A 24,003-nucleotide genomic window follows, 5' to 3' on the forward strand; every position below is an offset into this window, starting at 1 on the left:
TACAAATATGAAGGTGGTATAAAAATAAATCATAAGATACTTCCTATAGAAATTTTAAAGGTTCTATATGGTTTCGGGGGTAGAAACTGATATTAAATAGATTTTAAGCCATATAGATATTACGTTTTATTGTAAAACCACACATAATCTTCTCCTACAAATCTATGTAGGCCCATAAAATAATCATCGGAAATATCTTCAACTCTGTAATATGAGCAGTAGAAGTCTTTTAGTGAATCTAGGGAATCTTTTCGTAAACGAAAACAATCATAACTACTTTTTGGTATAGGAAAGGCGTTCCTATAATCAATGTTTCCCTTAGTCATGTAATAATAAAGTTCAAACTTTTCAAATGGATTAAGGTTAAAGACCCTTTCTCTAAAAAATAGGTGCCCTTTCCTTTTATAATTGATTAAATTAGACTTCAAACTTAATAGATTTTTGTATTCACCTGCATAGCAAAGTTCATTCAATGTAATTTTATTCACCAATATCACCTCACATATTTATCATTACCCGTATTTTTCTTAAGTATGTAACCTGGTGGCTGGCTACTTTAGAAAATTTATAATTTCTTTCTTAGAAATGAAGGGGATGAACCTTTATCATTTTAGGAATTGAATTCTAAAATTAGTGTCATGTAAAAAATAAGTGCGGCGAATGTGAAAGTAGGCGAAGTCAAAATAAGACCACCTGCGCCATCAGTGCAACTGAACTTTGAATTATTTAAGAGATTACGGATTAAACATCCCATGATGATTGCTTATTTGAATAACAGAAGATACATTACTACGAGAGCCTATATAAAATACCCAAGCAAAAACATAATATACAACCCTGTACATTATTAATTATTCAAAATATTCTGTATATTTTTTTTACAACTGAAGCTTACATTTTATAAGCTTACTTTTTATAACTTAATTGATTAAGGAGGAAAAATGAAGAATAGGGAAAAGTACCTACAACAACGAAGGGATCTTATATCTTTATGTATCAAAGAAATATATCTTGCTGATCAAAATAACCGTGAAGAATTAAACGAGACGATTATGCTTTTAGAGAAAGGAATCCAATTGCTAATACGAAAGATTCCCCAGCATACATTACCGAAGAAAAGGAATTCGTCTGATAGAACATATTAAAATGTTGCAGTGGGGCACTGGATTTCATCAGCACCAAGGGCTAGGAGAAAGACAGGAGGACTAATATGCGGTCTTATAGGCGTACTTAGTGCTTCAGGAATAAAGAAGGTTTTTAAAAAAGATGAAGACTAAAACCTACTGAATATGAAAAACTTTTATTGTAGTAAAGGTGTAGTTTCTGTTATGACGTTAATGGAAAGTTTCCTTTAATAAGGGAGGTATATTTTATTATTAAACTAACTTTGCGAGTATTTATCCCTATTAACACTATATTTAATTATTCTGAGCTAATGACATAATCATTTTAATCTTTAAATCGTTTTCATGACATCCTTGTTACTAAAGGTTATTTCAGTGTGTTTTGATTCAACTTCTAATTCGTCTAAAAAAAAGCCTTCCACTACCCATTTTATCCAGAACTCCATGTAAGAATCTACTATTTCACCGTTAGGAAGCGAAGCTTTTTGTTGTACAGAGCCTTCTTCACATTCAAAAGCATATTTTAATTCCAAACTATTATAATCGTACAATACGATAATATGATTTTTTGTCTTTTCGAAGTTTATATTAGATACATCAATAGGAGTACATTCTATATATTTTTTTGCAATCGAAAGAAATGCATGTTCAAATCTTTGAAAAAGCTTGTCATTATTGGTCAATATTTCTAAACGTACAGTATTGTTTCTGTTCAAAATTATCCTCTCCTTTTAAAATTCCTACCATTTAACCATAACATTAATATCAAAAATATGTTTAATTTCATTTCATAAACAGTTTTCTACGGAAGAAGCTTGTCATAACCACCTCTTCTCATTAGAAGTGGTCGGATGGATTTTGTTGTGAAAAATGTGGTTATGATGATTATTTTGAGACCAAGACCCGTAAGCATCGTCTTTTTGAATGCAAGTCATGCCGCTATCAATCGACGGTGACGGTAGGAACCGTCATGGAGAAGACTCGAACGGACTTAACCAAGTGGTTTCTGACCAACTATTTGATGGCTCATGACAAGAATGGCATATCGGCACATAAGCTCTCTGAAGAAATTTAAGTCACATGCTTCACAAAATTCGGCAAGCGATGAGAAAACGAGATGCAGATTATACACTAGCTGGTATTGTAGAACTGGACGACGCTTTCTTTGGTATCCTTTCTGAAGGGGGAACGTGGTCGAGCACAGAAAAGACCAAAGTGCTAGTAGGCACAAGGACATCCTCTTTATGTAAAAATGGAAGTTGTACCGAATATCAAAGGGAAAACCCTGATAGATTTTGCAGAGAAACGTATCTTACCAGGCTCTATCATAAGCAGTGATGTCTATCATTCGTATCGAGCTCTGGCATCGGTTGGCTACGAACACGAGTATCACGTCTGTCAGAAAATGTGTATGTGGTAGAATTTGTCACTTCTGAATCTAATGTCATAGGACTATATAGGTCATACTCTTTTAAATAAGATCCATATATCTTTATTGTATTCTAAAAATTGTCATATTATGATATAATTAATATTATTATGAGGCCTTTTGTATCAAGTCTTTAGTTTTATGAAAAATATTAAAGGCAAACATTTAGAAATGGGGGCACGCAAAACTAGAGGGGCTAAAACCATAAGGTCATGCCAGCCAGGTGCCGTTTGAGGAGGACACACCTATTCGGGTGTGTTCTTTATTTGTACCAAGAAAAGTGAGATATGAAGCTTATGACTATTTGTCCAACTGAAACACGGTGATTCGAAGCATTCTTCAATCCAAAGTGAGCTAAGCCCATATTCATTTAAAAATCTTGTTCGGAACCAAGCCCACAAGGTTGCAATTTGCAAATTTATTCTACTGGAGGTCGGGAATATGGAACTCATGATAGGTCAATATAATGTAATTCTTGTGATTTTTTCAATCATGATTGCTATTATTGCATCTTATTCGGCATTTGATCTTTGTTTACGAAGGGTTCACGACACTGGACATTTCCTTGATAAATGGTTACTTATGAGTGCCTTGTCTTTAGGGATAGGAGTTTGGTGTATGCATTTTACAGGAATGCTTGCCCATGAACCTATTAATCAACATAATTTAGACTCATTGTATGTGTGGGCGTCCTTAGTTATTGCTATTTTAGGGTCCTATATTTCATTAAAAATTTTCATTATAAAAAATAATGTCATACCTAGCAGTATATTGTTAAGTATGAGTCTTAGTACCATGCACTATATAGGGATGGGAGCTCTGCATGAAAATGTGGCATTGAGCTACAATTGGGGCGCTATTTCAGTTGGGGTGATTGGAATTTACATCTCATTGCGTAAGATAAGTTCAATAAAACAAAAAAACATCATTCCTTTTCATAAAAAATTAATGTGTGGGGTTCTAATGGGCTTTGCGGTATCTGTGATTCATTATTTGGCTATGCCAGCTTCTGCTATGCCAATTTCAGAACACAATATCAACGATAATACACATACTTTTATGATAGATAGTACGATGTTGGCAATTGGTGTTGGAATTGCAACATTGATAATACTACTTTTAGTATTATTTGGGTCTCGCATTGTAGAGAAGATGACCGCTCAATCATTAAAGTTACAAACCAATGAACAGTATTATCAGTCCCTATACTACCACAACCCTGATATAGTATTAACTTTTGATCTAGAAGGAAAACTTTTAAGTGTGAATAAAACAGTAAACCTTTATGGTTATTCAGAAGAAGAATTACTGCATCAATCTTTCGTTTCTTATATCGTTCGAGATCAATTAGAAAAGACAAATCAACACTTTGATTTAACAAAAAAAGGCGAACCAAAAATCTTTGAAACGGCTATTTATAGTAAAAAAGGGGAACGTATAGAACTTAATATGACTAGCGTACCCATTATTATAAATAAACAAATCGTTGGGGTGTATGGAATTCTCAAAGATATCACTGAACTTAAAAATACACAAGAGGCGTTAACAGAAGCTGAATCGAAATACCGTCATTTGGCAGAAGATTCTTTGGTGGGCATTTATACTATTCAAGACAAAATGATCACATATGTAAATCGTAAAGCAGTTGAAATGATAGGTTATAGAGTAGAAGAAATCATAGGTATGAATGTCTTAGATATAGTTTATCCTGAAGATCGGTTACTGGTAGCCAAAAAGATAAATAAACGTCTTCAAGGCAGCCTTTCGAGCGAACCTTATCAATATAGGCTTATAAAAAAAGATCAGACAATTATTCATATGGAAGCACATAGTTCTAAAACTTTTTTTCAAAATGAACCTGCGATAAATGAAACGCTAATTGATATAACTGCTCGGAAAAAGGCGGAGGAAACGATTGAATATTTGGCTTACCATGATCCTTTAACAGGGTTATTCAATCGATGTCATTTCCATAACTATCTCCAAACGATTTTATCTGAAGAAACGACTAAGAGTTTGGCAGTTCTCTTCTTTAATTTAGACCGCTTTAATTTAATTAATGAATCGTTAGGGCAAGGAGTTGGAGATCGTCTATTACAAGAAGTTTCAAAGAGATTAAAGCATTGCTTTCATGACAAGGAGATCTTAGCAAGACATGGTGGAGATGAATTTCTTGTTTCTCAATTAAATAAGAATATACAGGAAGTATATGTTGTTGCGGAACGTATTCTTGATAGTTTTTCAGAGCCTTTCCATATAGATCAGTATGAAATATATACTACAGCCAGTATTGGTATTAGCTTTTATCCATACGATAGAGAAGATGCCGAGACGTTAATTAAAAAGGCAAATGCAGCTATGAATCTGGTAAAACATAGAGGGAAAAACAATTTTCAATTATATCGTTCTAATCAAATGGAACATAACTTTGAAAAATTTGAAATAGAGACAGACCTTCGAAAAGCACTGAAAAAAAATGAGTTTTGTCTTTATTATCAGCCTAAAATCAATCTAACTACAGGCAAAATAGTAGGAGTTGAGGCATTAATTCGTTGGCAACACTCGGAGAAGGGTTTAATTCCTCCTGGAGAATTTATTCCCCTTGCAGAGCCTGAATGCCTCGAAATTGAAATTACGGAAAGTATGTTGATGGATATTAAGCAAGGTTTCAAAGTCTTAAATGAATTAAAAAGTATAGGTGTACAAATAAGTTTAGACGACTTCGGAACAGGATATAGTTCTCTTCTTTACTTGAAGGAACTACCAATTACTAAACTTAAAATTGATCAATCATTTGTTCGTAATTGTACGAAAGATTCGAATGATGCCACCATTGTCAAAACAATCATTGCAATGGCTCATGAGTTAAAACTTGACGTTGTTGCTGAGGGAGTCGAATTAAAAGATCAATTGGTTATTCTTCAACGGAATCTTTGTGATGAGGCTCAAGGGTTTTTATTTAGTAAACCTTTACCTCCAAAGGATCTTGTACAAAACTTTGTGGAAATCGAGCAAATTATAGATCAACATGGAATTCCACAAGAGTTATCTAAACAAAAATGGTTAGAAGAGGCCGTAAAAATAGCCCGTCAAGAATTGTCGGACACCGTTAGACAGCAACAAGGGATGATCTTTAAGTTTATTGAACAAAATGGTATATTTATTCATACTTTATGTGATGGCGAGTTACTTTATCGAATGGATCTTATTCCTGAACAGATAATTGGAAGGGAATCAAGTGATTTTCTGTCCGCCCACTTTTCCGAAAAGGTAAATCAACATTATCGGAGAGCATGGAATGGTGAAGATAATGTCACTTACGAAGGTGAAGTGAATGGAATCCATTACATTTGCATTTTACGCCCTATTAGGAGAGGTGGGAAGGTTGTCGAGGTCATTGGTTCATGTGCTGATATTACAGAAAGGAAAGAGGTAGAAGAGGCGCTTAAATTGAGTGAGTCCAAGTACCGTCTTATTACCGATAATATGTTGGATTTAGTAGGTGTATGCACTTTAGACGGAACAGTTAAATATGCTTCGCCTTCTCATGAGGTCCTATTAGGAAAGTCACCAAAAGAGTATGAAGGGAAATCAATTTTTGATTTGGTTCACCCTGAAGATTGTTTATATATGAAAGAAAGTTTTTACCAAATGATTTCAACTAAAAGACCCATTCAAACTGAGTTTCGATGTGAGCATGTTAATGGCGAATGGGTTCAATTAGAAGTTCAGGGAACCCCTGTATTTGATGGTGGGGATGAAATAGAAGATTTTGTATTTGTAGGTCGTGATATAACAGAGAGAAAGAAAATAGATGAATATATACGAAAAACGGAAAAGTTATCCGCCGTAGGACAATTGGCAGCAGGCGTTGCACACGAAATTAGGAACCCTTTGACTTCGATAAAGGGATTTCTTCAAATCATGCAGAAGGAGTTAGATCAACCTAACTATACGACTATTATGTTATCCGAGATCGATCAGTTAGAAGAGATTGTAAGTGAGTTCCTGTCCCTTGCTAAGCCACAAGCAAGTAAAATGACACTGACGGATATATATGATCTGTTAGAACATATAGTTACATTAATTAGTACACAAGCCATAATGAACAATATTGAAATTATACAAGAGACTGATGCTGAACTGCCTTTTCTCACTTGTGATAACCATCAGATCAAACAAGTATTTATCAACATTCTTCAAAATGGATTAGAAGCTATGTCCAGCGGAGGGGTAATCAAAATACAAACGAATTGGTACGGTTCAGATAAAATTATCTTTAGGTTTATTGATCAAGGGTGTGGCATCTCTGATGATCGAATTAAAAATATTGGTGAACCATTCTATAGTACAAAAGAAAAAGGAACGGGACTGGGGTTAATGATTAGTCACAAGATCATCCAAGAACATGGGGGAACATTCAATATTGAAAGTACCGTCGATAAAGGAACAACTGTTGAGGTGATTTTACCGATTAAACAGTCTTAAAATGTTGAAGTATCAAACGAATGGATGTGAAGGCATAAATGCCTTCACATCCATATTAACCTTTCCTGTTCCTTGTTACTCGGCATTTATATCTCTTGTATAAGTTCATTTTTCGTATTCTACTGTTCCAATACAATCTTCTAATAGATTGATAATAGAAATAACAAACATGATGAACACCGAGCTATTGTAGCGCTTTTTTTGTGAATGAAACTCAATCAACTCGAAAATTTGTTTAAGAGACAGGGATGTATATTAAAAGAAGCAGGAATTAACTTTCACTATTATTTTTCAGATGAAAGACAAATTTGAACAGATAGATAAAAGGTTATTGGGTGATAAACTAGATGTAATACTTCAATCATTTAAACATCTAGTGCAAATGAAGAACGTTGCAAAGCAAATTGTAACAATTTGTTTAAATAGATTAAATATATATTAAGTTTTAATTTCATGGAATTGTGGTATATTACATTTAAATAGACTTGTATAAAAATGGAAAGGGGTGTTTTCTTGCTTTCAAGTGTCGAGAAACAAATAATTCTAAATGAAATCGACAAAATGAACGTTGAACTGGAAAAAGCCACTGATTACTCATTAAAAGGAGCAATTCGCAACGATATCAGTGAATTATGTTCTGTTTTAAACACTAAATGTGAATTAGTTGGATGAATTATTAACTCTTAAGAAGCAAATAGAGAGTCGTATTTCAATAATAGTCTAATTAGTCATAGTTAAAAGTACTGCATTTTTGTGGTGCTTTTTGTCTTGAATTTATACCATCGTATAAGGTTTATGTTTATAGTCGGAGATTACTAATTAATAAGCAATTATTGTTTAATAGAAGAGTGAATAATTGTAGCGCTCTCGTTTTCAGTGGGAAATATGAAGGAGAGAGTTGAATAGTATCAACTCTTCTTTACATTGTTTGCTGTTTGAATACTTTAATCTTACTTTTTTTCATTTGCTAATTGATCCCTGTCAGGTGTCTGCGGCGTTGTTCTAACCATCCGTTCTCAATCATTATATTGGCACCATCTTCTGCTAAGAGACTCGCTTCTGACATAAGCCTAGTGTAATATAGCCCTATATCACGTCTTGGACTGGCACTAAAATTCCTACCATAATTTCCAATTCCTATACCATTTAATGTTAGAAGATAGAACATCATCAATTTATCGGAAAAAGTAGGGGATGTGGATGCGGTGGGTAAAGTATTCCATAAACTTTCAGAAGGAAGAAACTCATCACTTAAGAGAATACAAACATAATGGGATATTTTACAGGCCTTTCCTTTTGTTTAGATTACTAAACATACCTTAATTTTGCTTCTTTTGTTGTGTTAACTTTACTTTATCCATAGTTCCAGGTGGTTGCTCCATCCATTTATTTTTAATCATTATATTTGTACCATCTTCCATATATTTCCGCAGTTCAACAGATAGTCGAGAGAAATGCATGACCAATTCTGCCCGTTGTGAAGTACCAATTGCAACCCCATAAAAACCGATAGACGTTGAGCCAAAAAGTGATTTATGGTACATCATTAGTCGGTCAGAAAACGGTGCAACGGTTGAATTACTAATTTCAGCATCATCTGATTTTGGATAAGGTCTTCTAAAGATAAAATGGATTCAAAAACCTCAATGTGTTTAGTATAAATTTTTGTACCACGCCACAAAAATTTCCTTACTACATCCTTCATCTCTCCCTTCCGACGTGACGAAGACGGAGTGCTATTTTGAAGAAACGGTTTATCAAGCAAAATCATGGTCTAAGCCTAGAAAAGTGATTATAAAATCCGTACGTCTCGCAGGCGAATTGTTGTTTAACCATGCGTTCCTAGTGACTAATTTAGATGCCTTTTCTCCCAAGGATATTGTCCTTACTTACCAAAAAAGAGGGACGATGGTGAACTACATCAAGGAAGCTAAGAACGGCTTTGGTTTAGATAAAATGAATAGCCATTCTTTCCAAGTCAATGAGGCGAAGATGATGTTAAGCCTGTTAGCGTATAACCTAACGAATTGGCTACGTACGCTTTGTTTTCCAGAAGAACAAAAGACCATGCAAGTTGATGCCATCCGAACAAGGCTCATTAAAGTGGCCAGCAAATTAGTGAAGTCTGGACGATCGCTTTACTTTAAATTATCTTCGAGTTTCGTTTATCAAGATTTCTTTTGGAAAGTACTTCGGCGAATCCAAGACCTAAATCTAGAGTGAAACATCTTGATACCAGTATTTAAAAATTCAGTCTCAGACCAAGGGAGTAGTCTGTCCAAAAACTCACCTATTTTTAAAGATCTGTTTTAAGCACGTCAAAATAGCGGAATCAACATGGTTATTCTCAATGGAACTGGAAAAATGTATAACTTCGGTTAAAATTATGGTTTAACTAGGAAGTATCAATAATTCAGGAATAACTAGGTTATTTACTCGGGGAATTAAAACCTATGGTGTTTTACCCCGCGATTTAACTGAGTTAGAAAAAAATCATGGGGCAACGAGATGGACTTTACGATACCTCTTTGAGCGAATGGTGAAACTTGATAAGTACTTAAGAGAGCAAATCTATTATGACCATGGATCACCAGATAATGAGATTGTTGTTTTTGATAAATGGCTCTCCACGAACTCTCATCTAGAACCATGCAAGTTAGACCCAAGATATATTAAACTTTATAGTGTAAAATTTGATGAAAGAAAAGTGACTTTAAAAGTACTAGGTGAAATAATAGGAGTAACACCAGAACGAGCGAGACAGATTCTTAAATCTCGAGACCGTAAACTTAGAGATTATACTCTAAAAATTTTCCTCGGCTAGCTCAAGCTATAAAAGAGGTATGTGACTTACCTATTAATGGTCAGATTAGGAATGATACTTTCTATTACTATTTACTAAACAAGGTTTTAATCCAAATTAAGTGAGGGTCTCTTTTATACGTCAACGAAAGAAAGTGCAATAGGGTGCTGTAACGCCTGAAAAAGAGATGAAATATACTTGGTCTGCCGCTCATCAAAGGAATAGCAAATAGGATGACACCTTGCTCGCTGCAGGTACTGAAGAAAGAGACAACTATGACAGAATGCTGGCTTATGTTTATCTTGGTGATGAAACGAAACGATAAAAGAAATGCTTTTAGGTGAAGGGCTAGCAGCTACAGCCTGTCAACTGGTTTGTAGGAAAATGATGTAACTCCTCATCTACGTAAATCCTGTTTCAAGTTAAAAAGAATATCTTGGGTAATTCTTGATCTATATAATTTTTGACAATACGATCCTAGGAACGAATAGCTTGTCCGATATCGATAAGTATTCCATCTGATTGGTTTCCTGTTTTTTATTGCGTTTTCTTTCACTAAAAAAGGATAACCACAGTCCCTATAATCTGAAATTTCTTTTTGCTCGCGGGGGATTTTACGTAAAAGGAATTATTTTAATTTATTGGTAAATCATTAAATTCCGAAATTTGTCATATTATAATAAAATAAATATTATTAAAAACTTTTGTATCAGGTCTTTAGTAAGGTGATTAAAAAATGTAAAATGAAAAAGGCAAACATTCAGAAATGGGTGGACGCAAAACTAGAGGAGCTAAAACCATAAGGTCATGCCAGCCCGCTGGAATAGGGGAGATTTAGGAATAGTTTCTCCAGCCGACTTTATTCCCATTGCTGAAGAAACAGGCTTAATCATTCCAATTTACCAATGGGTGTTAAGGGAGGCTTGTAAACAACAAAAACAATGGTTAAGTGAAGGATATCCACTAAAAACAGTTTCCGTGAATCTGTTTGTTCAGCAATTTTATCAAGGTAATTTAGTATCCAAGGTTACCCAAATATTAAGGGAAACAGAGTTGGATCCACATTATTTAATCCTTGAAAATTATGGAAAAAACCGATGTCGCCATTCGTAAGTTGAAACAACTAAAAGACATGGGGGTTTAGTGTTTAAAATAAATAAGTTGTCTTCTTATATTGGAATGGCTATAATGATAAACGGGTAAATATTCCCATAAAGTATAACTTCGGATAATAGCAAAACTATCGAAAGGTAGGGACGCAAAACTATGGGCCTAAAGGCAAATAAGCTATGGTAGCCGAGTTACCGCAGAAGGAAGACGGATATGATTTAATATATCCCAACCTCTTTAGGTCGTTTTTTAAATCAATAGAGAACGTTAAGGTGGAGGTGAGCAAATGAATTCTTTAATGGGACAAAGTTATGAAAGGTTAAATGAGGCTTCTAAAAGTATGCTTGAATTAGTTAGTGAGTATATTGGCACAAATACCTTTTGTGTAACACAAATAACCGACAAGCATCATTCTATTCTGACCCATGTATTCAATCGAAATAAAGTTTTATTCGATGCAGGAACCACTTTATTTCTCGAAGATGCTTACTGAAATATTATCCTTCAAAGTGGACGTGATCCACTTATCATAAATGATACAAGTTATCACCCGATAGCATGTAATCTCATTCCTACACAAAGCTTGGGTATTAAGAGCTTTTTAGGCGTTCCAATTGTTCTAAGTAATGGAACAGTATTTGGGAATTTATGTGCTATGGATACTGAACCCTATACATTTACAGAAAAGGAAACAAGATTTTTAAAAACGATGGCTATATTTTTGGTTTATACAATTGAATTAGATATCATTGCACATCAAGATCAATTAACAGGTTTAAATAATAGGGAATTTATAACGCAATATATAAATACATTACCAATGGAAACCGAAGTTACCATTCTATTTATAGATGTAGATGGTTTTAAATCAGTTAATGATACCTATGGACATAAAGACGGCGATAGTGTTTTGATTCAGATTGCCGAGCGGATAAATGAGTGTGTTAGATCACAAGATATACTCTGTCGATACGGTGGAGATGAATTCGTCATATTATCACAAGGCGATGATAATACCCAATATTCTCAATCTCTTTCAGAATCGATTATTAATCAGTTTGGCAAACCTTTCATAGTTAAAGGTGACGAAATAGCATTATCCGTAAGTATTGGTATTAGTATAGAAGCAAGTAAAAACAGGAATATTGAACAATTGGTAGAACAGGCGGACCATGCTATGTATTACTCGAAAAATAATGGGAATAATCGCTATTCTTATTTCAATAAAACTGGCGAATAGATTTCTTTCTGACATTCTTCTTTTCACTGTGTAGAAATTTTTTGCACCGTTAAAAATAGAATTCAGTAAAGACAGGCGGAGAATAATATATGTAGGGTTTATGTAATGCTAGAATTAGAATCGGGAACGTGCCATTGGTATGTCTTCTCGGTTTTTTTTATAAAAAGAATGAGATTTTGAGATATAAGCGTTTAATGTTATTTAAATATGGGTAAAAGGTAATAAGAAAAGTATGAGGAAAAAGGACTAAAGTAATTTATTCTGGTTTTAAAGTGACTTTCAACAATAAACAAAGTCCTATAAAGTAAAACAATAGACAGTGGGGGGATCTCGTGGCTAAAAATATTAAACTTATAGAAAAAGTAAGTAGGAACCAAATTGAAGTAATTTCAAGAATAGTTGTGCTGTCACAAAAAATAAGGGCATTAATAAGTGATATTGGTATTGAAGATTGCCTTGAATCAATGGTAATTGATGAAGTTGTAAATAATGAAACAACTACAGATTACTTTATAAGAAAAGTATAGAGGGGTATAATCGTCTTGGCAGAAGACTTGGAAAGGTTAAATTTAATGAAATTGTAATTGTAATTATAAAATAGTTGCTGTTTCTTATATGAAAATTACAATAGCGAGACGAAGGTTTAGTGAAGTAATTCAGCCTTCCGTTTTTTATTTCCAATAAACAATGAATAAAAGCTCGATAGGAACTAAAAGCTGATGTCTTCCTGTAACTCTCCCTTACAATTTGAACTAAGTCCTATTATCTGTAACAGACTTTCACAATGAAAGGGAAGCGGAGGCAGGTTATGTACTCAATTTTATGGCTACCTTCTTCAAGAATTGATTGATTATGAAGAGAAATGATATTTTTTGTAGAAATGTATAGATAAGAGAATTTATTTTAAAAACATTCGATGATGCTATAGAGGTGATGAGATCCACGAAGCTACAAATGGGAGGTACGTAAATGCCGTCAAAGTCGCTTGAAAATAAATTAGATATGATCCAAATATTAGAAAATATGTCTGAAGCTTGTTATTTTTTAAATTCCGATTGGGAATTTGAATTTATTAATAAGGCAGCTGAACCGTATTTAAAGGTAGAAGAACTATTTTTTGAAAGGACAAAAGAAGAACTTATTGGGACAAGTGTTTGGGATGTTTCATCTAAATACATAGATACAGAAATGTACACCATTTACCATAAAGCATATGAAGAACAAAAACCCCAAGTATTTGAGATAATATCTGAATTTTCAAAACGTTGGTTCGAAGTAAAACTGTTTCCTAATATAAACGGGATATTTGTCACTTTTAGTGACATCACAGATAGGAAAGAACGTGAAAAGCAAAAGCAACGCTATGAAAAATTAAATCTTATCGGAGTAATGGCAGCAGGTGTTGCCCATGAAGTAAGGAATCCAATGACTAGTGTTAAAGGTTTTTTGCAGTTGATGGCTGAAAACGAAGAACTTGAAAAACAAAAACCTATATTTGATTTGATGATTGATGAGGTCAACCGTGTGAACGATATCCTTACTGAATTTCTTGATATAGCGAAGGATAAACCTGAAAAATTGGAGGAGTGTAATTTAAATGAATTAATAAAATCCGTCCTTCCATTGCTAGAAACAAGAGCTCTAAAAGAAGGTAAATTGGTTGACTTACATTTGAGTAATATCGCAGACTTACTTATTGACAAAAACGAAATTCGACAGCTTCTTTTGAACTTGATTAATAACTCCTTAGATGCCATGAATGCAGGAAAAAAAGTTCGAATTATGACGTATGAAGAGAATAATAAGATGGTTTTATCCATTATGGATGAAGGAAAAGGAATACCCTCTGACATCATAGAGGATATTGCAACCCCTTTTGTTACTACTAAAGATAAAGGAACAGGTTTAGGAATACCCATTTGTTTTTCCATTGCCAAGAGAAATAATGCCAAAATCGATTATACATCGAGTCCTGAAGGAACGACATTTAATATCCGTTTCTCCAAATAGTCTTTCTATCTTCCTCTTGCAATAAGGGAGAGGTTTAAAGATGTAAGCTGTTGCTGCTCTTATTTGAAAAAAAGAGAGATGGAAATCCATTAAAATTTTGTGTTGCATTTGGTTCATAATGTGGAGTTGAAAAAAGTAGAATTAACTAGCTAAGTGATTTTATTTTATCGTATTTATTCAAGTAAATATCAAGTTCTTGGCTACATTTAATAGTGGGTGAGTGAGACCCCTTAAATGACCAGTATTTATCATGCGGCTACGGTAACTTGATTTTATATTCTAACTTATCCATAGGTTTCTCTTGAGTTGCCATGACTTCCTCCTAAAGAAAATGGGGTGGCGTTACCTCCTGCGACTCCAGTACCTCCCAAAGCTGATCTCAATGATATTCCAGCAGGTGCTCGATTTCAAGATGCGGCTGTCTCTGCCGCAACATCAGCTGAAATAGCTCTAGGTCTAGTTATTTGTAGCCAAATTATGGGGCAATCCATCAGAGAAGATATTGCGATGATGTTTGGTCAGTTTCATACAGATAAAGCAGCACTAGGCTCCAAATTTTTGAAGTTAAACAAAGAAAAAGGTTGGTTAATTCCACCACCATTACACCACAGCAAAGTGGATGATGAATAATGAGGATTTACCTGCTCTTTTGGGCAGGATATAAAATTTATTAGATAAGAAAAACCTAGCTCGGGCGGTTTTCCCATGCTAGGTTTTTCTTATCTAATATTACTGGGATATAGAGTCCCTTTTATATTTAATTTGTTATTGTAAGACGTCTCTAGGCAAAAAAAATTATTTCGTTCCCGTAATCGGGCGCGATTGTTTAATGAGCGTCTCTTTTTCTTCTTCATCTAACTGGTGCGTTAGCGCAAGAACCATCATTCCTGTTAAGGCGCTATGGGGGAGTATAGTAAGGTTATTGAACTATTTCAAACCTCCAACTTTTATAATTTATCTTTTATTTTTGGGGATAATATATGAAGAATGGAGGTTTTTATAATGAATAATACACATGATACGAGGTTAACATCTGCTGAGATGACAAGTCTTTGGACCCAATACACAAATGATACGGCTTCTAAGCAGATATTGACTTATTTTTTAAGTCATGTTGAGGATGAAGATGTTCGTTTGGTTTTAAAAAAGGCTTTAGAAGCTGCTGAGAATCATCTTGATTTTCTTGTGGGTTTATTTGAGAATGAGGGGTTTCCGATACCTGTTGGTTTTACGGATAAGGATGTGAATGTAGGAGCACCACGGTTGTTCACTGATACTTATTACTTGTTCTACCTTAACCATATGTCGATCCTGGGGATGGGAGCGGGTTCGCTTGCCATTAGTACAAATAGTCGAACAGATATTGTTGAGTTTTTTCAAAAAATACTCATGGATGCGATGAACTTACATTGTTTCATTAAAAAATTGACGTTAGAAAAAGGAATCCATAATCGTCCTCCGTATATTCCAATGCCAAAAGAAGTGTCATTTGTGACAGATCAAGATTATTTAGGCAATATGTTTGGAAAACAAAGAACGATTAACACCATAGAAATGACCCATGTTTTTATTAACGTTCAAACGAACGCCATTGGAAAGAGTTTAATGACCGCTTTTGCACAAACGTGTGATTTGGCTGAGGTAAGACAATATATTCTGAGAGGAAAAGCAATAGCCGAGAAACATATTTCAATTTTCGGTAAAATTCTCCAATCTAACGACATTCCCGTACCAAGTCCCTGGGATACGGCGGTTACAGATTCAACGGTTGCTCCTTTCTCAGATAAACTGATGTTGTTTCATGTAATATCTATGATTGCTGCTGGAATTGGAAATTACGGAGTTGCGATGGCAGGAAGTCCAAGAAAAGATATTGGATTAAAATATGGTCGATTACTGATGGAAATCTCGTTTTATGCCGAGGATGGAGCAAATTTGATGATCAAAAATGCCTGGATGGAAGAACCTCCACAAGCACCAGACCGTGATCAATTGACAAAGAAGTAGGGATTCATTTGGAGAAAAAATCAGAAGCCTTGTTATGGAGTATTGCTCTTCCAGGGTTTGCTCAATTGCTCAATAAAAACTATGTGAAAGGATTTCTGTTTATTTTTTTAGAGTTTCTTGTGAATGTCCAAGCTAATTTTAACGAAGTGATTGTGTTAAGTTTTCTAGGGGATATTCAAACAGCGATAGAGAGAACCAATTATCAATGGTTATTGTTTTATCCATGTCTCTATTTTTTTGCCATGTGGGATGCGTTTAAAGATGCAGGAGGAGAAAAAGAGGAATATTCTTTTCTTCCGTTTGTGTTTGCGGTTTATTTTGTCACGGTTGGCTTGATTTATTCTTCAAAAGTAACGATATTTGGTGTGTTACTCGGAGCTCTATGGCTTCCGATACTCGCCATGGCTCCTGGATTACTGGTTGGCTTTTTGATACGAATCGTCGTACTTAATGTTCAGAGAGGATAATTTATCTTCTCTGAATATCTTTTAGAGTAGCGGTGTCTATCAAAGGAGATAAGATATTATAAAATCATATTCTTGTTCAACTGAGCATTCGATAGCTCAACAAGCTCTCGCTTCTGTTGTGGGGTATTGATTAAAAAACGTTATCGATAAGAATGTCAATCACAAAATCCTTAAAGCTGGTTATGCAATCTCGCTGTTACATAGTTTGTGAAAATATGTACATAAACAAACGGGACAGCGTTAGTTGAAGAAGCCTAAAACAATAAAAGATAAAACGAGCTTGGAATCCCAAGCTCGTTTCTTTTGTGAATTAATTGTGATTTCTAGTGTGAACATATTATGATTCAGTTTGTCTCTTCATGGGTCTGACGGTGTGAGTTTAATTGATACGGGTGCAGTATTAGGAACATGCTTTTCTGTCATTGGAGCTAGTATAGGTTTTGCTTATATTGGGGTCCTATTTTTCGGGGCTTATTAGGGCAATAAACTGGATTTCTCTTGGTTTTTATCGTTAATTTCATTTATTATAAAGTAATCCTTAAGCAGAAGAAAGCATTAAAAAGTAGGGAATTAGAAATATTTTTAGTCATAGAATGTCCAATAGAATTAGTTGAGAAAGTCGAAAAAATTCTTTGGTACCACTTTTCTTTGGGCGTCTCACACGTTATATGAATATCTTGCTAACAAACGAATAGTGAGCAAGTTCCAAAAAACTAACACCTTATAGTAGCCACAAATGAAAATTTTGTTTATAAAAGCAATTTGCCATTTTTACACTCCTGAATGTCTTTATATAATTAAATGTAGATAGATAAACATAATCTTAATTGTAGATTAATCTGGATAAATGGAAGTACGATGCTTGAAAGCTAAAAGTCGAACTGCATAACATCCCCTTGGTAGGTTATTGGATAATTCAATATTTTGTTCAAGGATATTTGCTATGGGGTGAAAAAGGAGAGCGGGGTCATTCTTAATAGTCAACAGAAGAGTGAAAGTGAATAAAAAGTATTTGTTCGGAGTTGCTTCTATACTGATCGTAAATCACAGACTAAAAACTTCGACGTTTCATTTAAATTTGGCGTGTAAAGAAACTCCAAGTTCCCGTGAAATGATTGAAATTGTGATGCTTGGCGAAAAGCAATGGCTTCTTTTTTACCAATAGTAAAGGAGACGTGGTCATGATAGCGGCCGAAGGTTCGATAGTCTTTGATGGAAATTTCCCCACTATGAAAGATGGGCATGGGGTTCCCCATTCCAAATGGTTCTAGTATAGCTAGGTCATCAAATAGATTCTTCGGAAACCTCGCAATGGAAAACTGATGTTCATAATTAATAATTGATTTAATGAGTGTCTCCTTAACTGCTGATAATTGAATGGCTATTGAAAATTTTCTTACTTTATCCATGTCGATATTTAATCCAGCAGCCGCTTGGTGGCCACCATAACTTTTCAAATAAGTTGAACATCGTTGGATCGTATTCACAATAGAAAATTCGGAGTTTTGCACGCTTCTAGCCGATCCTTTCCCGTTAAGTGATATAACAATAGCGGGTTTATGATAGTTTTCCGTAATTCTTGCTGCAAGGATACCGATTAATCCCTCATGAAAATCACCCCATACAACAATAAGTTCATCTAAAAAAAGATAGTGATCTTTCACCATGGAATCCGCCTTCATAAACTGTTCTTCTACCATCGCCTTGCGCTTTTTGTTTAACTCAATTAAAGCGTAAATTTCTACTGTTTTGGTGTTTTCCTGTATAAAAAGCTGAGCGGCAACATTGGGATTATCAATGCGGCCGCAAGAATTCAAAATCGGTGCAATTTGAAAAGAAAGGGTTGTACTGTCGATACGGGATAGCTTTAAACAGTGAAACAGTTTCTTCAACATTGGCTCTGGTCCCGTATCCATTTTATAAATCCCAGACTTGGCCATGATTCGATTTTCTCCAATGAGGGGCATCATATCAGCAACCGTTCCTAAGGCTGTCAGTTCGATAAATTTCCAAAGGTGTTTTTCCCAATTCAGTTTTGCCGCTAAGAAGAGGGCATGGACCACTTTAAAAGCCACACCAACACCAGCTAAATGAGGAAAGGGATAGGTATTATCACTTCTTTTAGGATTGATAAAGGCATGACATGTAGGGTGTTTTCCTAACACTTCATGATGATCGGTGACAATCACTTCTATCCCTTCTTGTTTTGCTTGTTCCATGGCCTCATGAGCACTTGTTCCGTTATCCACTGTAATTAATAGCGTTACACCGTCATGCGAAAGACGTTTCACCGCTTCAGCCGACAAACCATATCCCTCTGATCTTAAAGGTAATTGGACATTCACGTTCGCCCCGAAAAAACGTAATCCTCTGTAGAGGACCACAGATGATGTAATACCATCCGCATCATAATCTCCAAATATCATAATTTTTTCCTTCCGCTTCATACCTTGAATGATCCGACAGACAGCTTTTCTCATGTCGTTTAATAAAAAGGGGTCGTGTAAATTTTCAATCGAAGGATAAAAAAACTCACTGATCACCTCTTCATTTTTTAACCCTTTTGCGCAAAGCACCTTCATCACTATGGGATCGATATTAAATTGCCTGGCAAGATAATGGATCAAATGCTCGTCTTGTATCGTTTGAATCGTCGTTTTTTTCCATTCTCTCATCTATTGGTACTCCTTATTTGTGTAATACCACGTAAATTCCTCGCCTACGTATGGTGTGTTCCGTAAATAATCCCTTAGAACAGAGGTGGCAACGTATGTCCCATAATAATCATAAAAGTAGTTCTTTAGATGCCCCAGCCCCTTCTCTTGTTTCTTCCATTGGCAAAGGATTGACCATTCGCTTGTTGGAATGGGAAAAGGACCCCTGATGGACGTTTCATTAGCGTGTATAGAGTAATACAACTGAAAAGATTGTGTCGGGGATAAGGTTAGGATGGAATCCTGAAAAAAAACCACGCCCTTTTTCTTATATCCTTGTAATTCCTTTTTCAGTAATAAGATCCCATTGTTCCTGTACGGATCTAGTTCCATCAACTGTGAAAGGCTCACTTTCAATCACTTCATCTCCTTTTTATAGTTATCTTTCATAGAAGAGTTGCGTAAATGCATCATTACCTGTTTCGGTAATATATATTCAATTTTTTGCCATTTTTAATAATGGATTATTATGGAAAACACTGTAATAGTAACGGAATGGAGAGAGAGAAATGTATCTTGATAGAGTAAGAAAAGTGTTAAAAAGTTTTGATGAGAATAATAAACGTATATATATAAAAGAATTGCAAAAAATCATGCGATTAAAACGAAAGGATACAGTTAAATATAAGGAAGCAGAGAAGATGTTAGATCGTTTCATAGCTAGAAAGAATATTGTTGCCGAATCGTTAGAATCTTTGCTTCTGGCTTTAGATAATTTTTCTAGTGAAGGAGCACTAACGGTCTTGAAGGGGAAAGGGGCTACTAATCAAATAAGTTGGAAAGATAAATGGTGTACCTTTATAAGAGCTTATAGGTGGCCTGAAGAAATCGAAAACCATTTTGATGATAAATTAGTTGTAGATGAGACCATCAAAACATTTAAGAATACAACAAATTTCTGTCATCATGCAAAAAAAGATGAATTTGTGAAGAATTTGAATTTGTTTAATCAGTTTTTACAAATTAAATTAGAGAACGAAAAAAAAGGTGGCCACTAGGCCACCTTTTTTTCGTTTTATGGGTGTCGTAAGCACCCCCGTAAAAATATATGATGGAAATAAATTCTTCTCAAAATAAATAATTTAGGGCTGTTTTTTTAAAATAAAAAACCTAAAAAGCTAATTTCTCGAAATAATACTAGGAATTATTTGCGTATCGAATATCTACTTGCATTGCTTTAGAGTAAGACTTGCAAGCGAACGAGACGAGTTAATCAGCAGGTTTCCTTTTACTCATTAAATACGTTATCAGCGTTTTCTTCATAGAGGTCTGAGAGAGTTATACTCAATGCAGTACAGAGTGCTGGTAAAAATTCTGGTTTTATTTTTGCGTTGTTTTGTTCGAGTGTGCTGAGGTAATTAACAGAAACTTGTAATTCGTTAGAAAGGTCTTTTAATGTGTAGCCGCTTTTTACTCGATAGTACCGAACATTGCTACCAAAAGACATAAATTTCCTCCTCTTGTATAGGACATGGTAAATAAATTTTCAGATTATTTTACCGAAACGGGGAATAAAGAAAGAAGAAACTGGTAATTAATGAGATGAAGCATAATTTAAGATTACAGGAGGGGCATAGCTGTGTCTAGACATAATTCAATAACTGTTTCAAAAATTGAAAAAATCAAGAAGCAAGGCCGCGGTCAAGGATTTGGTGAGGATTACAAACCGTGGTTAACAATTCGTAATGTTAAATCGAGAGGATTTAAAAACAGGATCAATGGATGGAAGACAAACAGAACCCATCACCTATTTTCCAATTTAGAATTATCATTTTTATTTTGGCTGGAGTCGATGCCAAATGTTCTTGATATAAGGGAGCGATATCCATTATTACCTGTTGAAGAAACGATTCAAATAGCTGATGAATTAGGGGTGAAGCATCCTTTTGATCGGAAAAAGCAGGAACATATTGTGATGTGTACGGATTTCTTAGTTGAACATGAATTTCAGAATGAAACCTTCTTTAAGGCGTATTCCGTGATGACAGATAATGGATTATCAGGTACGAGTGTCTTAAGGAAGACGATGGTTGAAAGGATGTTTTGGCAAAATCAAGGGATTGCATTTTCAGTAATAACAGAAAGTGATATCCCCAAGAAGTTGGCAAATAACATAGATTGGCTTTGGAGAGCAAAGGATATTGAGTATTTACCGATTCGTGACTTGAAAGAATTATTGGTTGTAGAAGAGGTTTTGAGTGATATTTTAAAAGATTCTTTGCTCCCTTTAGCAAAAGCATGTCTGTTAGGAGATAAAAAACTTGAAATAAAACCTGGCACATCAATACAGTTTGTCAAGCATTTTATCTTCCACCGTTACTGGGAGGTTGATTTAAAAGTGATATTGACGACAGGGCAGCCACTGCAATTTCAACGAAGAACAAAACTATAGCTTTATCTAAAAAAGGGTTGATTGGATGAATGTGACTGTAAATTCTGTTTATCAGAATGAATTCAAAGATGAAACAATTTATGAAAGAGTGTTATGGTTCGATCGTCCTCAAAACACAGTGATTGTTGTGCGTATGACGGAAGAAAAAAAGAAGTTATATCTACCAGAATATAGGACACTTTCCGAATTCGAAGAGTCACTCGAGGGTGGCGTCGTTAAACGAACAGTGGATCCGTTCGATCGAATTATTGATCCAAAATCCGTATTTTTTGAAAAGCATGTAAAGAAAAGAGATAAGAGATGGGAACGAATTAAAGATTTGGTAAATGATAAGCCAGATATTTATAATCCTAGACTAAGAAATGCATCTATTCAAGCACTCTCGACAGAAACAAAGGTTTCGACACGTACGTATTATAACGACTTAAAACAGTTTTGGAAAGGAGGGCAAACCATCAATGCTCTTCTTCCCTTATATGATAATTGTGGAGGAAAAGGAAAACGACGAATTATTACGGCAGAGATGAAAGCGAAGGCCAAAGAAGAAGGGAGAGAGATTCCTAAGAGGGGAGTAAAGAGCTCTAGAAAAGTTGGTGTGAATATAGATGAAGATATATTAGAAATCATAAGGAAATCCGTCGCAAAATGTTATGCAACAACACAAAAGACTACATTACGAGAAACTTATCAATATATGCTGAGAAATTACTTTTCTGTTGGTGAAAAAATGATAGATGGTGTCAGAACACCTCAAATTGATCCGAAAGGCCGTTTTCCAACTTTGGAAGCATTTAAATACCATCTCTATAAAGATCAGGATCTAAGACAAACAATTATTAAACGAAAAGGTGAAAAGCGTTTTAATTTGGAGAGTAGGACTGTGTTGAAAAGTTCCCTTAATGACCAAATGGGTCCAGGATCCGTCTTCCAAATTGATGCCGCTGTATCAAACGTTTATATAGTTAATCGGTACGATCGTGAAAGGTTGCTAAAAAAACCAACGATATATATTGTTCAAGATGTCATGTCACGAGTAATTGTGGGTGTTCATGTAGGAATCAATCCACCGAGTTGGCAGGGGACACAATTAGCACTATTTGATGCTTTTACTAATAGTAAACTCTATAGCGTTCTCGAAGGTTTTGAGGAGGGTGCAGATACTTGTCTAACGCCAAAAATCCTAGTAGCCGATAATGGTTCTGAATTCATTAGTATCACATCAGATGCTTTGTCTGGATCGAGTTTAGATATTATTCATAGAAATGCACCTCCTTATCGAGCGGATTTGAAAGGAATTGTTGAAAGTACTATTGGGTTAGTAAAGCATGCAATAAGAAATTTACCAGGTGGTGTGAAAAAAGGGTACAAAGAACGAGGAGAAGTTGATCACAGACAAAGTGCCTTGTTAGATATTGATGAATTTAGAGTTATCCTCAATAGCGTTATTAAACAACATAATTTTGATAAACGGATGGACGAGTATCAACTAGCTGAAGATATGACAAAGGATGGGGTTAAGCGAAACCCAATGGAACTTTGGAAGTGGGGAATTCAAAATAGAGGGGGGGATTTAAAGGAGATATCTAAAAGAAATGCGATGATCAATTTGTTGCCTAGAGGAGAGGCTCAAGTTAAAAAAAGCGGGATTGATTTTAAAGATATGAGTTATTCTTGTGACGTGGTGGATGAGGAGCAATGGTATGAAAAAGCTAGAGCAAATAATAGTTGGAAAGTACCGATTGCCTATGATCCGAGAAATGCGAGTCAAATTTATATCATCTTAGAGAACGGTAAACAAATAGAAGTAGCGATGCTTTTAGAGAGAAATAGGCAACTTTATGCCAATTATACATTTGATGAAATACATGATTTATCTTTAAAAGAAAAACAAGAAAAGCATGATGATGAATTACAATTGTTACAATCAAAAGAAAAACCTGTTTCGGTAATGAATGATTTCGTTTCAAATAGGAACAAGTTAAATGAGTCAAATGGTGTACCTAATAAATTACGTACGAAAGATATCGAAGAAAACAGCAAAGTAGAAAGAGCACAAGAAAACAAAGAAGAAGCAAAATTCGTTCAAAAAATCATCCGCGGGGATCATGTTCTAGAAGCAGAAAAAAATGAACAACAACCATGGATCGAAGAGGAACCAAAGAAATTTTTATCAAAAGAAAAATCTCTTTTTCATCAATTAAAAGAAGATTTATAAAGGG

At 34.8% G+C, this 24,003-nt stretch carries 19 protein-coding genes, 3 pseudogenes and 3 riboswitches; of the genes and pseudogenes, 16 read left to right on the forward strand and 6 right to left on the reverse strand.

Annotated features, from left to right (window positions below):
- Positions 1-941 precede the first annotated feature (941 nt).
- Positions 942-1,145, forward strand: coding sequence for a hypothetical protein (locus ACHABW_RS02785; protein ID WP_435753947.1), 204 nt, complete (start codon positions 942-944; stop codon positions 1,143-1,145).
- Positions 1,146-1,456: 311 nt separating this feature from the next.
- Here the strand turns inward: ACHABW_RS02785 and ACHABW_RS02790 are convergent, their stop codons facing one another.
- Entirely contained in the window at positions 1,457-1,840 is a 384-nt protein-coding gene (locus ACHABW_RS02790) for a hypothetical protein (RefSeq protein ID WP_435753948.1), read from the reverse strand.
- 536 nt (positions 1,841-2,376) lie between these two features.
- On the opposite strand from ACHABW_RS02790, the gene ACHABW_RS02795 reads away from it, so the two are divergent.
- From ACHABW_RS02795 to ACHABW_RS02805, 3 genes are all read left to right on the forward strand, one after another.
- Positions 2,377-2,544 carry a transposase gene (locus ACHABW_RS02795; protein ID WP_435753949.1) on the forward strand — a complete coding sequence of 56 codons (168 nt, stop codon included), beginning with the start codon at positions 2,377-2,379 and terminating at the stop codon, positions 2,542-2,544.
- A 155-nt stretch (positions 2,545-2,699) separates the two neighbouring features.
- Positions 2,700-2,784: riboswitch (cyclic di-GMP riboswitch) on the forward strand.
- 210 nt (positions 2,785-2,994) lie between these two features.
- Positions 2,995-7,041 (forward strand): PAS domain S-box protein, encoded by a 4,047-nt coding sequence (locus ACHABW_RS02800; protein WP_435753950.1) that lies wholly within the window; start codon positions 2,995-2,997, stop codon positions 7,039-7,041.
- A gap of 513 nt (positions 7,042-7,554) precedes the next feature.
- Complete coding sequence (locus tag ACHABW_RS02805; protein ID WP_435753951.1) at positions 7,555-7,713, forward strand: hypothetical protein; 159 nt, start codon at positions 7,555-7,557, stop codon at positions 7,711-7,713.
- Positions 7,714-8,008: 295 nt separating this feature from the next.
- Here ACHABW_RS02805 and ACHABW_RS02810 read toward each other — a convergent pair whose 3' ends face one another.
- Together ACHABW_RS02810 and ACHABW_RS02815 are read right to left on the reverse strand one after the other, a co-directional pair.
- Positions 8,009-8,320: a DUF3231 family protein gene (locus ACHABW_RS02810; RefSeq protein ID WP_435753973.1), complete on the reverse strand. Its 312-nt coding sequence runs from the start codon at positions 8,318-8,320 to the stop codon at positions 8,009-8,011.
- A gap of 40 nt (positions 8,321-8,360) precedes the next feature.
- Positions 8,361-8,675 carry a DUF3231 family protein gene (locus ACHABW_RS02815; RefSeq protein WP_435753974.1) on the reverse strand — a complete coding sequence of 105 codons (315 nt, stop codon included), beginning with the start codon at positions 8,673-8,675 and terminating at the stop codon, positions 8,361-8,363.
- A gap of 61 nt (positions 8,676-8,736) precedes the next feature.
- Here ACHABW_RS02815 and ACHABW_RS02820 point away from each other — a divergent pair.
- From ACHABW_RS02820 to ACHABW_RS02845, 6 genes and pseudogenes are all read left to right on the forward strand, one after another.
- A pseudogene (locus ACHABW_RS02820) lies at positions 8,737-9,264 on the forward strand (transposase); the annotation flags it as partial.
- 1,321 nt (positions 9,265-10,585) lie between these two features.
- Positions 10,586-10,670: riboswitch (cyclic di-GMP riboswitch) on the forward strand.
- Positions 10,652-10,957 (forward strand): EAL domain-containing protein, encoded by a 306-nt coding sequence (locus tag ACHABW_RS02825; protein ID WP_435753952.1) that lies wholly within the window; start codon positions 10,652-10,654, stop codon positions 10,955-10,957. It overlaps the preceding riboswitch by 19 nt.
- Positions 10,958-11,067: 110 nt before the next feature.
- Positions 11,068-11,153: riboswitch (cyclic di-GMP riboswitch) on the forward strand.
- Positions 11,154-11,240: 87 nt separating this feature from the next.
- Positions 11,241-11,447 carry a hypothetical protein gene (locus ACHABW_RS02830; RefSeq protein ID WP_435753953.1) on the forward strand — a complete coding sequence of 69 codons (207 nt, stop codon included), beginning with the start codon at positions 11,241-11,243 and terminating at the stop codon, positions 11,445-11,447.
- Between the two features lie 6 nt (positions 11,448-11,453).
- On the forward strand, positions 11,454-12,194 hold the full coding sequence (locus tag ACHABW_RS02835; RefSeq protein ID WP_435753975.1) for a sensor domain-containing diguanylate cyclase: 741 nt from the start codon (positions 11,454-11,456) through the stop codon (positions 12,192-12,194).
- 332 nt (positions 12,195-12,526) lie between these two features.
- Positions 12,527-12,721 carry a hypothetical protein gene (locus ACHABW_RS02840; protein WP_435753954.1) on the forward strand — a complete coding sequence of 65 codons (195 nt, stop codon included), beginning with the start codon at positions 12,527-12,529 and terminating at the stop codon, positions 12,719-12,721.
- 442 nt (positions 12,722-13,163) lie between these two features.
- Positions 13,164-14,204, forward strand: coding sequence for an ATP-binding protein (locus ACHABW_RS02845; RefSeq protein WP_435753955.1), 1,041 nt, complete (start codon positions 13,164-13,166; stop codon positions 14,202-14,204).
- 145 nt (positions 14,205-14,349) lie between these two features.
- On the opposite strand, the pseudogene ACHABW_RS02850 reads toward ACHABW_RS02845, so the two are convergent.
- Positions 14,350-14,427: pseudogene (locus ACHABW_RS02850) on the reverse strand (Spo0E family sporulation regulatory protein-aspartic acid phosphatase); the annotation flags it as partial.
- Positions 14,428-14,528: 101 nt separating this feature from the next.
- Between ACHABW_RS02850 and ACHABW_RS02855 the strand changes: the two are divergent.
- From ACHABW_RS02855 to ACHABW_RS02865, 3 genes and pseudogenes are all read left to right on the forward strand, one after another.
- A pseudogene (locus ACHABW_RS02855) lies at positions 14,529-14,834 on the forward strand (DUF3231 family protein); the annotation flags it as partial.
- A 372-nt stretch (positions 14,835-15,206) separates the two neighbouring features.
- A complete protein-coding gene (locus ACHABW_RS02860; protein WP_435753956.1) occupies positions 15,207-16,211 on the forward strand; it encodes a DUF3231 family protein in 1,005 nt (334 codons plus the stop codon).
- An 8-nt stretch (positions 16,212-16,219) separates the two neighbouring features.
- Complete coding sequence (locus tag ACHABW_RS02865) at positions 16,220-16,678, forward strand: hypothetical protein (protein ID WP_435753957.1); 459 nt, start codon at positions 16,220-16,222, stop codon at positions 16,676-16,678.
- A gap of 1,028 nt (positions 16,679-17,706) precedes the next feature.
- On the opposite strand, the gene recJ is transcribed toward ACHABW_RS02865, so the two are convergent.
- Positions 17,707-19,353, reverse strand: coding sequence for a single-stranded-DNA-specific exonuclease RecJ (recJ, locus tag ACHABW_RS02870; RefSeq protein WP_435753958.1), 1,647 nt, complete (start codon positions 19,351-19,353; stop codon positions 17,707-17,709).
- 548 nt (positions 19,354-19,901) lie between these two features.
- On the opposite strand from recJ, the gene ACHABW_RS02875 reads away from it, so the two are divergent.
- A complete protein-coding gene (locus ACHABW_RS02875; protein ID WP_435753959.1) occupies positions 19,902-20,390 on the forward strand; it encodes a hypothetical protein in 489 nt (162 codons plus the stop codon).
- A 230-nt stretch (positions 20,391-20,620) separates the two neighbouring features.
- On the opposite strand, the gene ACHABW_RS02880 is transcribed toward ACHABW_RS02875, so the two are convergent.
- Entirely contained in the window at positions 20,621-20,839 is a 219-nt protein-coding gene (locus ACHABW_RS02880) for a helix-turn-helix domain-containing protein (protein ID WP_435753960.1), read from the reverse strand.
- Positions 20,840-20,971: 132 nt separating this feature from the next.
- Between ACHABW_RS02880 and ACHABW_RS02885 the strand changes: the two genes are divergently transcribed.
- Both ACHABW_RS02885 and ACHABW_RS02890 read left to right on the forward strand, forming a co-directional pair.
- The gene (locus ACHABW_RS02885; RefSeq protein WP_435753961.1) at positions 20,972-21,784 is read left to right on the forward strand and encodes a TnsA endonuclease N-terminal domain-containing protein; all 813 of its coding nucleotides are present in this window, start codon (positions 20,972-20,974) and stop codon (positions 21,782-21,784) included.
- A 25-nt stretch (positions 21,785-21,809) separates the two neighbouring features.
- Positions 21,810-23,999, forward strand: a complete 2,190-nt coding sequence (locus tag ACHABW_RS02890; protein ID WP_435753962.1) for a Mu transposase C-terminal domain-containing protein — start codon at positions 21,810-21,812, stop codon at positions 23,997-23,999.
- The last annotated feature ends 4 nt before the right edge of the window (positions 24,000-24,003 follow it).

Source organism: Salipaludibacillus sp. CF4.18 (assembly GCF_051262595.1).
Lineage (GTDB): Bacteria > Bacillota > Bacilli > Bacillales > Salisediminibacteriaceae > Salipaludibacillus > Salipaludibacillus neizhouensis.